The following is an 11,788-nucleotide window of genomic DNA, read 5'->3' on the forward strand; positions in this document are numbered from 1 at the left end:
TCTTTCATTCAGCAGCGACCGGAGCCCGGTTGGTATTTACGCCGATCGGCGTAGGTTGAGCAATCGCCTGACGCGCGGAGTTGTCATCTCGCGTAGCGGCGCGGGCGATTGCGGTGGTCAGTACCCGCGCGTAGTCAGCCGGGGTCTCGTAATCCAAGGCCGAATGCGGACGCTCGGTGTTGAAGTCGGCAGCCCAAGCGGCGATCATGACGCGCGCATGAGCCAAGTTACGGAACATGGTCTCGTTGAGCAGCTCATCGCGAATCCGGCCGTTGAAACTCTCCACGAAGCCGTGTCTCGCATCGGCTTGCCCGGCGCGATGTAGTGCCATTCGATCCGGTGCTCGGCACACCACCGCAGGATGGCGTTGGAGGTCAGTTCCGTGCCCCTCGCCATTGTCCTCGGACCAATGGCATGACATGGCTCATCGTCACCACTTTTTTGAAACCAGTTCCTTCATCGGCGCCAAGTCCGGCATCTGCTCGGCCAGCAGCTTCTTCAGTTTGGCGTTCTCGTCTTCGAGCGTCTTCAGCCGCTTTGCCTTCGGCACCGTCATGCCGCCGAACTTCACCTTCCAGTTATAGAAGTTCCCTTCCGACATGCCGTGCTTGCGGCACAGGTCCGCGCACTTCACGCCTGCCTCGTGTTCGGCTAGGACGCCGATGATCTGCTCGTCCGTGAATCTCGTTCGCCTCATTGTCCATCCTTAAGTTGGGTCGGAATCTAATCGATGGTGGAGGAAAAAAACTGTGGCAGGTCACAAAACCTTTGCGCGGGGTTTCCTCCGGCATGGCGCCATGAGTAGCGCTTGCAGGACAACGTCTGTCGTCTGGCGGCTCTGCATTGCCCAGCCGACGACACGACGCGAGAAAGATGAGGATGAGAAAACGATCCGGGGGATCGTTTTCCTGACGACCATCAATGACCACGGCGAGATAGGCGAAACCTTCCTGTTTGCGGATAGGAAATCTCGGTCACCCAGGCCTTATCCGGTGTCGCCACGCTGAACTGTCGGTCTAGAGTGTTGTCGATCTGCGCCTTGATGCCCGCCAGCCTGGCCAAAAGGGCGACCCGGTTCAGGCAGATGCTTTCGCCCGGCTCGAGAAGGTCGTCATGTAGCTTGCGGTGACCACAGACCTTGCCGTTTTCCACCCATGCCTCCTTCAGCAGCGCAATCTGCCGCTCGTCTTCTCGAGCTCGCTTGCTCAGTGGGGCCTTCAGCCACGCGTAGAAGCCACTCGGCTGGATACGTAAGCAACGCCACATCGCCCGAATAGAGAACTGCCCGCGATGCTCGGCCACGAACGCGTATCTCACTTGGCATCCCTGGCGAAATAGGCGCTCGCCATCGTCCTCGGACCAATGGCGGACAATGGCTCGCACTTTTTTTTAATGTCCCGCTCCGCCATCACTCTCAGGAGGTCACGCTTGAGCCGACGGATCTCGGCATCCTTCTCCGAGTCGCCAGTCGAGGCTTTCGAGAACTTCTTCTTTCAGAAGTAGAGGGAGTATTGGCTCACGCCCAAGCGCTCGGCTACCTCCCTGACCGGGTAACTCCTCTCCGAGAGCTGCGCGACGGCATCTCGCTTGAAATCGTCGCTGAACGTGGGTCGCCGCTCATCATGGCCTCCTTGCCTCAAAATTAGCAAAGAAGGCGTCCACGATACACGGGGCTATTCAATCAAAGCCAACTGACGTCACCTTCTGAGGCGCGCGTTTCAATTTCCGTGAAGTGCTGCGGATCGAGTGCATCAGCGAGATCTTGAAGTCGAAGCGAGGCGAAAATTGGGTCCGCATCACAGGCTAAGTCGGGTGAAATCTGTTCAGCTAGTGTGCTGACGAACACCCCGAGATCTTCGAGCGATTGGCTGATGCGATCAATGCTTTGTAACTCGCGAATGATCTGCGGAGCAAGGCTGCTGTCGATCCCGCTCGCCGAAAGGGCACGCTGGAGTGAAATCGACATGCGAGCGAGCGCTTCCAGTTCACGCCCGACGCGCGCAATTAGATCAGCAAGCGGAACTCGGCGTGCCTGCTGTTGCATTACAAACGTCCTACAACTGCTTCAATACACGCTTTTAGTTCGGGCGGAGTGAATGGTTTCTTGATGAAGTTATTCATCCCGAACCGTCGACCCGTATCGATGACTTCACGATCGGCCCGCCCGGTGATCAGGATGAAGCCTAACCCCTTTGTGCGAGCATCCTTTCGCATCGCCTGAAGGAATTGCAGTCCGTCCATTCCCGGCATGTTATAGTCAGAAATCACAAGATGGACAGGCTTGGCTTCGAGGATCTGGAGCGCGCTTTTGCCGTCGGTTGCGTATCCGACCTGCCGGATTCCCATCGCGTCAAGCGCCTGCATGATGAGCCCGCGGCTTGTCGACATGTCATCGACCACGAGGATGCGTAATTGGTCTCGTAATGCCATAAAATGCGATCCTGTCCAGTTAGGTTAAGTCAGTTTATAAGAGGTGACACCAGCTGTTCTGAGTTTAGACTGATCGCCATCTGTCACCCTTTCCGAATGGCCAACAAACAAGTATCCGCCTGGCGCTAGCTGTTCCTCAAACCGTTCCCAAAGACTGACTTGTGCCTCGGGCGCGAAATAGATGACGACGTTGCGGCAGAAGATCACGTCAAATTTTCCGCGCATTGGCCAAGGATTGTGAAGATTGAGTTCGCGAAACTTCACGATATCGCGGAGCTCTGAGATGATCTGAAAGTCTTCACCCTCCGGTCGGAAATATTTCTTTCGCAAAGTCTCGGGCACAGCCGCAACTGCGGTCGCGGGATAGAAACCCTTCGACCCTGCTGCGATCATAAGAGGGTCGATGTCGGTTGCGAGTATCCGAAGGTCTAGCTTCGCAAAATCAGGCGCGCATTCGGCAATCGTCATGGCTATCGAATAGGCTTCTTGTCCGTTCGACGATCCCGCAGACCAGAGCCGAACGCGACCACCATTCCTTGCAGTTTCCAAGAGGGTGGGAAGAACGATACGGCGCAAAGATTCGAAATGATGGTTCTCGCGGAAGAAATGGGTCACGTTTGTGGTGAGTGCGGACACCATTTGTCGACGCTCTTCGCGACCAGATTCGGAGGTCACGAGAGCGATATAGTCTTTGTATTGCGCGAGCCCCAAGGTCCGAAGTCTCTTTGCAAGACGGCTTTGCACCATCGAAGATTTTCCGGGCGCAAGCACAATGCCCGTCGTGTCGTGCAGGAGCTGAGCGATAGCTCTGAATTCGGACTCGGTCGGTGCGACCTGCCCCAATGTGGACAGGGGCACGTTCATGCTGCTTCAATCGCCTCTTGTGGCAACACCGAAGTGAGATCGAGAATCCTGATCATCCGGCCTTCCACGATCGTGAGCGCAGAGATATATCGTTGCGAGATGTCGGCATTAAGGTCGGGCGGAGATTGCATTTCCGAGCGGGGCAGCGCCAGGATGTCCGAGACCGCATCGACGAGAAGTCCTGCAGTTTGGCCGGCGACCTGGACGACAATGATAACGTTGCGTGCATCGCCGGCGACCGGTTCCATGCCGAGACGGATGGAAAGGTCAACGACGGGCAGAACTGTACCGCGCAGATTGATCACGCCGCGAACAAATGCCGGGGCGTGAGGGAGCGGCGTTGCGCGGGTCCAGCCTCGAATTTCGCGCACGGACATTATGTCGACGCTGTATTCTTCTTCACCGAGGCGGAAGGAGAGAAGCTCAACCTCTAAGCCTTCGGTTTTCGGTATGGTATCTTCGGTCATGGCTTATCCTGCGAGTGAGAGATCAATGGCGCGGGTATTGCCCGATGCGGATTGGACGAGATCGGCGGGATCAAGAATGAGCGCGATTTGACCGTCGCCGAGAATCGTGGCGGCAGCGACGCCCGGGATGTGACCGTAGGACTGCTGCAGCCCCTTGATCACAACCTGGCGCTGCTCGAGGATTGAATCGACGACGAGGGCGGAACGGGCGCCATCTTCCTGAGCGGTGAGCAGAACGACGTCGCCGCTATACGAGCGCTTCGGTGCGCGGTATCCGAGTTCTGCACCGAGATCGAAAAGGGGGACGAAGGCGCCCCGCAGATGGATGACGTTCGTCGATGGACCGAGCGCGCGGATGTCTTCGCTTGTGAGCGTCGCGGTTTCGAGGATCGAGGAGAGCGGCACCACGAGGGTTTCGCCCGCGACATTGACGACCATTCCGTCGAGCACGGCTAGGGTCAGTGGTAAGGAAATTGAGAAACAGCTGCCCTTTCCGGGTTCAGAGGTGATCGAAATCCGACCCCCTAGCGATTGGATCGAGCTTTTCACGACATCCATGCCGACGCCGCGGCCAGAGAGCGCGGAAACCTGGTCCGCGGTAGAGAAACCGGGCAGGAAGAGAAGGTTGTCAATTTCGCTGTCGGAAAGCTGGGCATCCGGGGTGACAAGCCCCTTTTCGATGGCTTTTTCGAAGACCTTCTTGCGGTCGATGCCACCACCATCATCACTGACTTCGATCACGACGCGGCCGGATCGGTGGTGAGCGGAGAGGGTGACGATGCCTTCGCGCGGTTTGCCAGCGGCTTCGCGCATGTCGGGAGATTCGAGGCCATGATCTACGGCGTTTCGGATCATATGGGTGAGCGGATCGGCGAGGCGCTCGATGACAGTCTTGTCGACCTCGGTTGTTTCACCTTCGGTTTTGAGACGGACATCCTTGCCGATCGCTGAAGAGGCTTCGCGCACGATCCGGGCCATCCGCTGGAACAGCGGCTTGACCGGCTGAGCGCGGATCATCATCACGCTGTCCTGAATGTCACGGGTTAGCATCATGAAGGCTTCGAGCCCGGTATTCACGGCGGAGTTTGGCGGCAGACCGGCTTCGGCGACGGATTGGGCAAGCATGGCTTGGTTGATCACCAACTCGCCGACGAGGTTCACCAAGCGGTCGATGCGCTCGATATCGACGCGCACGGTGGCGCCGGGCTCTGTAGCGGGAGCGGTGTTGGCTGCCGCAGGCTGAGCGGCGGAGGGCTTCGCGGCCTCTGCCTGTTGCTCGGCCGGACCCGGGTCAGGCGTGAGCGCGGGAGCTTCGGTTGCGATCTTTGCTATGTCATCGGTTGGAGGCGGCGCGGGATTGACGCTAACGGGGCCATTCACTTCCGCCTCGGGTTCAAATTTCTCATCTTCGTCAGTGTCGACGGACGGTTCGCCATCTATTTCGGGCAGCTCCGGGAGGGGCGTTTCAGATGACTTTGGCATCGATGAAATTTCGATCTGGCAGACGTCTTCGACGAATTCGAACACTTCCCGGATTTCGTCTTCCGTTAAATCCCCCGTGATCTGGACGGTCCAGCTCAGATGGTTCTCCTCAGGGTCGAGCGCATCGAGTGGCGGGACCGCCGATGCGTCGGTCATGATCGAGACCTCCGCAATCTCGGCGAGGGCGCGGAGGAGCTGCAGCGGCTCGTTGCCCGAGGCATAGAGCGCGCCGTCCGGGCGGAACTGCAAGGTGAAGCCGGTCGGGGACGCATCCTCTGGCGTTAAATCGAAGTCGAGGTCTAGCGCGAGGCCCATCGGCTGAAAGTCCGCGGCCTCGGTCTCGTCTTCCGCATCAGCCGTATGTGCAGCTCCGCGATCCCCCAAAAGCGCCTCAAGTGCCTGAAGGCATTCCTCGGCGTCCTCGGGTTCGGAAGCCCCTTCGCGCGCGGCGTGGATTTCGTCTGCAAGCAGATCGGCCGCCTGAAAAAAGAGTTTCACCGCCTCAGGTGTCAGGTCGAGCCTCCCGGCGCGTAGCTCGTCCAAAACGGTTTCGAACCGATGCGCAAAAGCGACAAGCGCATCGAGCCCGAACGCGCCTGCGCCGCCCTTGATCGAATGGACCGCCCGGAAGACGACATTGATCGTCTCCCCATCGTCAGCGTCCTCGTCGAGATCGGAGAGCGCATCTTGCAGGCTTTCGAGCAGCTCTTCACATTCGATGAAGAACGATGCTTTGATTTCTGCCATCGGGTCGGACATGTCGCACTCCTTATCCGGCAACCATGTTGAGCGCCTTGACCAGTTTGGTCGGGTCGAAGGGCTTCACGATCCAGCCGGTCGCCCCGGCGGCGCGGGCGCGGGCTTTCAGCTCGGCCGCGGATTCGGTGGTGAGGACGAGGATCGGGGTCGCGCGGTGGCGGTCCTGCCCGCGCACGGCCTCGATGAAGCCGAACCCGTCGAGGCGCGGCATGTTGATGTCAGAGATGATCGCGTCAGGCTCCAGCCCGTCGAGCACCTCTAGCCCGTGCACGCCGTCTTCGGCGAGGTAGAGCTCCATCCCGGCATGTTCGAGGGTGAGCTTGAGCATGTCGCGAATGGTGCGACTGTCATCGACCGCGAGAACTTTCAGTGACATGGGGCCTCCGCATCCGGCAGGTGCTGGAGATCCTCATGCGAGACGCCGAACCGGGTCAGGGCGCTGTCGAACGCCTCCGAACTTTCGGCGATCTCGAGGCGGTGACCTGCGTTGCGGGCGGTCTTCGCCGCAGAGAGCAGCAATTGCAGCCCCAGCGCGCCGAAATGGGTCACGCTGGAGGCATCTAGGGCGACATCTTCCGTCGCCACGCATTGCAGCGACGCCTGCAGGGGGCGCACGGTCGCAAGGTCGATCCGGTCGGGCAGGGCAAGCGCGGTCATGGCGCCACCACAAAGTCACGAAGGCAGAGCGTACGCATCGGCAACCTCTTTCAAACACATCCGTGAAAGAGGTCTAAGACCAAGCCGTTAAAATAGCCTTGACGGAAACGCGCCTATCGCACCATGCGCGAAGAAAGATAGGAGGCGCAGCCCTGAAGCGCTGCATAGTCGTCTTCGACCACGCTGACCGGGAAGGCACGCAGGAATTCCGAGAAGCGCCCCTTGGCCTGCATCGCCTCGGCGAAACCGAACTCGTCGAGCCACGGGACCACGCCGCGCGCAGCCCCGCCGATCAGGTAGATGCCGCCGAAGGGCAGGTGGGTCAGCGCCAGATCGCCCACGACCCGGCCCAGCATCTGAACGAAAAGCTGGCCTGCCGCGACGGCGGTTTCCTCGCCACGGGTGATCGCTTCGAGGATCTCCTGCCCCGAAGTGGTCGCGTCATCCTCGCCTCTGAGATAGGCGTAGAGCCGTTCCAGACCGCGCCCCGACACGACATGCTCGACACTGGCGAAATCGTGTTTCGCATCGAGATAGGTCTTGAGCGCGAAATCCTCCTCGGTCTCGATCGGCAAGGTGGTGTGGCCTGCCTCAGAGGGCGGCACGACGCGCCCGCCGGGCCCCTCATGCACCGGAGCTGCGTTGAACCCGGTGCCGATCCCGACCACCAGCCGCGCAGAGCCCTCTTTCGCAGGCAGGCCCGGCAGGATCGAGTGCACGGCATCCTCGGCGAGGCTTCCCAGCGCATGGCCCTGCGCCTGCAGATCGTTGAGCACGAAGACATGATCGGTCCCGGTCAGCCGCGCGATATTATCGGCGCGGATCACCCAGGCGAGATTGGTCATCTCGGCCACGTCGTCGCGCACCGGACCGGCGGCGGCCACGCAGGCGCCCGCGATCTCGCCGCAATCCTCGTCGCGGATATACTCCTCGAGGATGTCCTCCAGCGCCCCGCGCCCCTTGTTCGAGAAGCGGCGGATCGTGGAATGGATCAGCTTACCGTCGCGGGCCATCGCCACGCGTGTATTGGTGCCGCCGATATCGGCCAGCAGGGTGATCTGTTCGCTCATCCGCGGGTCCCCAATGCGTCTTTCCATGCCAGATAGGACGCTTTCGGGGTGCGCTGCAAGCTGTCGAAGTCCACATGGACGAGCCCGAAGCGCTTCTCATAGCCCAGGGCCCATTCGTAATTGTCCATCAGCGACCAGCCGATATAGCCCTTTACCGGCACGCCCTCGGCAATCGCGCGCTGGACGGCGGCGAGGTGATCGCGGTAATAGGCGATGCGATGCGGGTCTTCGACCTTGCCATCCTCGACCACATCGGGCGCGGCCATGCCGTTCTCGGTGACGTAGAGCGGCAGATCACCGGTGTAGTCGCGCGAGAGCCGGGTCAGGAACCGATAGAGCCCCTCGGGATAGATCTCCCAGCCCATCGCGGTCTTGGGCAGCGGGCCGTCGACCTCGTGATGCGCGGGCCACGGGCCTTCGGTGGGCGCGATGCGTTTGCAGGTGTAGTAATTTAGGCCTAGCCAGTCGAGCTTCTCGCCGATCAGAGCGAAATCGTCTTCCCAATTGTGCGGCATATGTGGGGCGAAGGCCTCCATCACCTCCTGCGGATAGCGGCCCTTGAAGATGCCCTCCACGAAGAAGCGGTTGTAATAGGCGTCATAAAGATTGGCGGCCGCCGCGGCCTCGGGCGTCTCGTCGGCGGGGATCGGGTATTCGAGATTGCACACCGCGCCGAGGTTTTTCATCCCATGCGCGCGCATCACGCGGATCGACTTGCCATGGGCGAGCAGCACGTGATGCATCGCATGGGCCGTGGCGCGGATGTCGCGCAGGCCCGGTGCGTGATGGCCGAGGAAATGGCTGAGCCAACCGACGCACCACGGCTCGTTGATGGGGGCGGCGGACCAGATACGGTCGCCGAGCCGATCCGCGATGACTTGCGTGAAATCGGCGAACCACGAGGCTATGTCGCGATTGCGCCAGCCGCCCTTGTCGGCGAGCGCTGCGGGCAGTTCCCAGTGATAGAGCGTGAGGGCCGGTTTGAGCCCGCGCTCCAGCATTCCGTCGACCAGCCGGTCGTAGAAATCCAGCCCCTCGCGGTTCACCGGGCCGCGGCCTTCCGGCATCACCCGCGCCCACGACGTCGAGAAGCGGTAGATGTCGAACCCCGCATTCGCGATCAGGTCGAGGTCTTCCTCCCAGCGGTGATAGTGGTCGCAGGCGACCGCACCGTTCTCGGCGCGCACGACATTGCCCGGCGTGGCGGCGAACGTGTCCCAATGGGTCGGGCCCGCACCGCCGAAGGAATGACCCTCGATCTGATAAGAGGAGGTGGCGACGCCGAATTGGAAATCGGCAGGAAAATCAGAGCGTTTCGGGAGCATCTTCATCCTGTATATAAAATTGGTTTCAACTGCGGGCGCAGCGCGCCTCATTGGGTGGGGACCGGCCCGGTGGACTGGCCGACGACCAGAACCGCCTCCATCAATTCATGGCGCGGGCTGCGGTCGCCGCTCTCGATCTGTTCGATCAGAAGCGCCGCGCAGCGTCGTCCCGCCTCGCGCACCGAGGAACGCGTTGCGGTGAAGATCGGCTCTTCCGCCGTGCCGTTTCTCAGATAGCCCAGCTCGTCGTCATGGGTCACAATCGAGACGTCGCGCCCCATCACCAACCCGGCCTCTTCTATGCCGCGCCGCGCGCCCATCGCGGAGAGCAGCGAGGCGGTCAGGAAAGCCGTCGGCGGGTCGGGCCATTGCAGCATCTCGCGCGCCGCATCATGGCCCTGCGCTTCGGTCATCTCGCCCTCGACGATCAGAGCCGGGTCGATCGGCAGATCGCGCGCCCTGAGCGCCGCCTCATAGCCGCGCCGGCGCCTGCGGGCGAAATCCATCTCACCGATGCCGTTGATCAGCGCGATCCGGCGATGCCCCAGATCGAGCAGGAAATTCGTGGCCCGCTCGAAAGCGCGCTTGTTGTTCACATCGACCCAACTGAAGGCGGAATCCGATCCGCTGACGCGCCCGTGCAGAACGTAGGGCAGCCCCAGCGCGTCGAGCATGGCGATGCGGTGATCCTCGACCTTGGGTGCGTGAATCAGCACGCCGTCCACATTCCCTTTCGAGCGCAGCTCAGCATAGGCGCGGGCCTCGGAATCGTCGGGCACGATGGTCATGACCATATCGTAGCCCGCACGCGCATAGACTTCACCGGCGCCCGCGATGAAATCCGCGAAAACCGGATTCACGATCTCGTGGCGGTCCGAGATCGGAATGATGTGGCCGATGGCCATCGCACGGCCCGTCGCGAGGCGCTTGGCCTGCGTGTTGGGATGATAATTGGCGGCCTCTGCCGCTTCGCGCACCCGACGCCGCGTGGCCTCGGAGACTTCCGGGTAGCCGTTGAGCGCGCGACTCACAGTGGTGGGCGATAGCCCCAATTCGAGTGCCAATGTCTTGAGATTCATGAGCCAAACCGCTTTGGATTATCGAGAGGGTAGGGTGCGCATCTAACGGCGTCAATGATGCGCGTGCGGCGCGGCATATGCTGCGATGCGGCATAAACTTCTGGGTAAGTCATGAGTATATAAAGCGGAATTGATTTTAGCGTGAGCAGGCACAATTGACTTCTTCGCGAGGCTCTGAAACGGTCGGAACTGTCCAAAGCGCTTTGGGCGGGCGAGTCGCCTTGGGCCAAAAAGCGCGACACACCGGGAGGATTTCATGACCAAACATCTGATGCTTGGGATCGCGGCGCTCGCGCTGTCGGCGGGGCTCGCTCACGCGCAGGATCTCAAATTCGCGCCGGGCAGCGATGCCGACAAGTTTGACTGGGCGAGCTATGATCAATTCAAGAACGACACCGATCTGAGCGGCGAGACGCTCACGATCACCGGCCCGTGGACGGGCAACGACAAGGCGCTTTTCGAGAGCGTTCTGGCCTATTTCTCGGCCGCGACCGGCGCCAAGGTGAACTACTCCGGTTCGGAAAGCTTCGAGCAGGATATCGTGATCGCCGCGAAGGCTGGCACGCCGCCGAACATCGCGGTCTTCCCGCAGCCGGGCCTCGCCTCCGACATGGCCAAGCAGGGCTACCTGACGGCGATGCCCGATGGCACGGGTGACTGGATCAAGAACAATTACGCCGCCGGGAAGTCCTGGGAGGACCTGTCCACCTACAAGGGTAAGGACGGCGAGAACCACACCTTCACCTTCCCGTTCAAGGCGGACCTGAAATCGCTCGTCTGGTATGTGCCGGAGAACTTCAAGGAAGCGGGCTACAAGGTTCCCGAGACGATGGAGGACCTCAAGGCGCTGACCGAGCAGATCAAGGCCGATGGCGGCACGCCGTGGTGTATCGGTCTGGGCTCCGGGGCTGCGACCGGCTGGCCCGCGACCGACTGGGTCGAGGATTTCATGCTGCGCACGCAGTCGCCCGAAACCTATGACGACTGGGTCACCAACAAGCTGAAGTTCAACGATCCCAAGGTCGTCGAGGCGATCAAGGATTACGGCTGGTTCGCCAAGACCCCCGGCTTCGCGGAAGGCGGCGAGCAGGCGGTGGCCACCACCGACTTCCGCGACAGCCCGAAAGGTCTCTTCGACTTCCCGCCGAAATGCTACATGCACAAGCAGGCGAGCTTCATCCCGACCTTCTTCCCCGACGGGACCAAGGTGGGTCAGGACGTGAACTTCTTCTACTTCCCGTCCTATGCCAGCAAGGATCTGGGCAAGCCGGTTCTCGGCGCGGGCACGATGTTCGGCATCACCAAGGACTCCAAGGCCGCCGAAGCCTTCGTGAAGTTCCTCGAGACGCCGATCGCCTCGGAAATCTGGATGGCGCAATCGGGCTTCCTGACGCCGAACAAGAACGTCAATCCGGCGGCCTTCGCCAATGACGTGCAGCGTCACATGAATTCGATCCTGCTGGACGCGACGACCTTCCGCTTCGACGGGTCGGACCAGATGCCGGGCGAGATCGGCACGGATGCGTTCTGGAAAGCGATGGTCGCCTACACCACCGGCGACGAGACCGCGCAAGAGGCCGCAGACGCGGTTCAGAAGCGCTGGGACAGCATCCAGAAGTAAGTAACGCCTGCGCCCCCGGAGCCGTTCTCCGGGG

The 11,788-nt window shown here is 61.0% G+C and carries 11 protein-coding genes and 2 pseudogenes; 1 reads left to right on the forward strand and 12 read right to left on the reverse strand.

Annotation, left to right across the window (positions count from 1 at the left end; all coding sequences use genetic code 11):
- Positions 1–4: 4 nt before the first annotated feature.
- The 12 genes and pseudogenes from ACZ7GB_RS12255 to ACZ7GB_RS12310 form a co-directional block, all read right to left on the reverse strand.
- Positions 5–697: pseudogene (locus ACZ7GB_RS12255) on the reverse strand (integrase core domain-containing protein).
- A gap of 63 nt (positions 698–760) precedes the next feature.
- Positions 761–1,640, reverse strand: a pseudogene (locus ACZ7GB_RS12260) (transposase); the annotation flags it as partial.
- A 41-nt stretch (positions 1,641–1,681) separates the two neighbouring features.
- Complete coding sequence (locus ACZ7GB_RS12265) at positions 1,682–2,044, reverse strand: hypothetical protein (protein WP_078550487.1); 363 nt, start codon at positions 2,042–2,044, stop codon at positions 1,682–1,684.
- Complete coding sequence (locus tag ACZ7GB_RS12270; RefSeq protein ID WP_078550485.1) at positions 2,044–2,430, reverse strand: response regulator; 387 nt, start codon at positions 2,428–2,430, stop codon at positions 2,044–2,046. The genes ACZ7GB_RS12265 and ACZ7GB_RS12270 overlap by 1 nt, the downstream gene beginning before the upstream one ends.
- A gap of 24 nt (positions 2,431–2,454) precedes the next feature.
- Positions 2,455–3,294 (reverse strand): CheR family methyltransferase, encoded by an 840-nt coding sequence (locus ACZ7GB_RS12275; RefSeq protein ID WP_472158895.1) that lies wholly within the window; start codon positions 3,292–3,294, stop codon positions 2,455–2,457.
- Positions 3,291–3,761: a chemotaxis protein CheW gene (locus tag ACZ7GB_RS12280; protein WP_347431153.1), complete on the reverse strand. Its 471-nt coding sequence runs from the start codon at positions 3,759–3,761 to the stop codon at positions 3,291–3,293. Before ACZ7GB_RS12280 ends, ACZ7GB_RS12275 begins: the two co-directional genes overlap by 4 nt.
- A gap of 3 nt (positions 3,762–3,764) precedes the next feature.
- Positions 3,765–6,002: a chemotaxis protein CheA gene (locus tag ACZ7GB_RS12285; RefSeq protein WP_472158896.1), complete on the reverse strand. Its 2,238-nt coding sequence runs from the start codon at positions 6,000–6,002 to the stop codon at positions 3,765–3,767.
- Positions 6,003–6,012: 10 nt separating this feature from the next.
- On the reverse strand, positions 6,013–6,378 hold the full coding sequence (locus tag ACZ7GB_RS12290; RefSeq protein ID WP_078520611.1) for a response regulator: 366 nt from the start codon (positions 6,376–6,378) through the stop codon (positions 6,013–6,015).
- Positions 6,369–6,659, reverse strand: coding sequence for an STAS domain-containing protein (locus ACZ7GB_RS12295; protein WP_472158898.1), 291 nt, complete (start codon positions 6,657–6,659; stop codon positions 6,369–6,371). Before ACZ7GB_RS12295 ends, ACZ7GB_RS12290 begins: the two co-directional genes overlap by 10 nt.
- Positions 6,660–6,772: 113 nt before the next feature.
- Complete coding sequence (locus tag ACZ7GB_RS12300) at positions 6,773–7,729, reverse strand: glucokinase (protein ID WP_472158899.1); 957 nt, start codon at positions 7,727–7,729, stop codon at positions 6,773–6,775.
- Entirely contained in the window at positions 7,726–9,054 is a 1,329-nt protein-coding gene (locus ACZ7GB_RS12305) for a GH1 family beta-glucosidase (protein ID WP_472158901.1), read from the reverse strand. The genes ACZ7GB_RS12300 and ACZ7GB_RS12305 overlap by 4 nt, the downstream gene beginning before the upstream one ends.
- A 47-nt stretch (positions 9,055–9,101) precedes the next feature.
- Entirely contained in the window at positions 9,102–10,133 is a 1,032-nt protein-coding gene (locus ACZ7GB_RS12310) for a LacI family DNA-binding transcriptional regulator (RefSeq protein WP_472158902.1), read from the reverse strand.
- Positions 10,134–10,389: 256 nt separating this feature from the next.
- Between ACZ7GB_RS12310 and ACZ7GB_RS12315 the strand changes: the two genes are divergently transcribed.
- Positions 10,390–11,754 carry an ABC transporter substrate-binding protein gene (locus tag ACZ7GB_RS12315; protein ID WP_078520615.1) on the forward strand — a complete coding sequence of 455 codons (1,365 nt, stop codon included), beginning with the start codon at positions 10,390–10,392 and terminating at the stop codon, positions 11,752–11,754.
- Positions 11,755–11,788 lie beyond the last annotated feature (34 nt).

Source organism: Thioclava sp. PTB-PU3-1, from assembly GCF_055666785.1.

What these genes read in the sequence shown, in the direction of transcription:
- ACZ7GB_RS12265 (WP_078550487.1), bottom strand. Translation starts at nt 2,044, where the DNA reads ATGCAACAGCAGGCACGCCGAGTTCCGCTTGCTGATCTAATTGCGCGC.
- ACZ7GB_RS12270 (WP_078550485.1), bottom strand. Translation starts at nt 2,430, where the DNA reads ATGGCATTACGAGACCAATTACGCATCCTCGTGGTCGATGACATGTCG.
- ACZ7GB_RS12275 (WP_472158895.1), bottom strand. Translation starts at nt 3,294, where the DNA reads ATGAACGTGCCCCTGTCCACATTGGGGCAGGTCGCACCGACCGAGTCC.
- ACZ7GB_RS12280 (WP_347431153.1), bottom strand. Translation starts at nt 3,761, where the DNA reads ATGACCGAAGATACCATACCGAAAACCGAAGGCTTAGAGGTTGAGCTT.
- ACZ7GB_RS12285 (WP_472158896.1), bottom strand. Translation starts at nt 6,002, where the DNA reads ATGTCCGACCCGATGGCAGAAATCAAAGCATCGTTCTTCATCGAATGT.
- ACZ7GB_RS12290 (WP_078520611.1), bottom strand. Translation starts at nt 6,378, where the DNA reads ATGTCACTGAAAGTTCTCGCGGTCGATGACAGTCGCACCATTCGCGAC.
- ACZ7GB_RS12295 (WP_472158898.1), bottom strand. Translation starts at nt 6,659, where the DNA reads ATGACCGCGCTTGCCCTGCCCGACCGGATCGACCTTGCGACCGTGCGC.
- ACZ7GB_RS12300 (WP_472158899.1), bottom strand. Translation starts at nt 7,729, where the DNA reads ATGAGCGAACAGATCACCCTGCTGGCCGATATCGGCGGCACCAATACA.
- ACZ7GB_RS12305 (WP_472158901.1), bottom strand. Translation starts at nt 9,054, where the DNA reads ATGCTCCCGAAACGCTCTGATTTTCCTGCCGATTTCCAATTCGGCGTC.
- ACZ7GB_RS12310 (WP_472158902.1), bottom strand. Translation starts at nt 10,133, where the DNA reads ATGAATCTCAAGACATTGGCACTCGAATTGGGGCTATCGCCCACCACT.
- ACZ7GB_RS12315 (WP_078520615.1), top strand. Translation starts at nt 10,390, where the DNA reads ATGACCAAACATCTGATGCTTGGGATCGCGGCGCTCGCGCTGTCGGCG.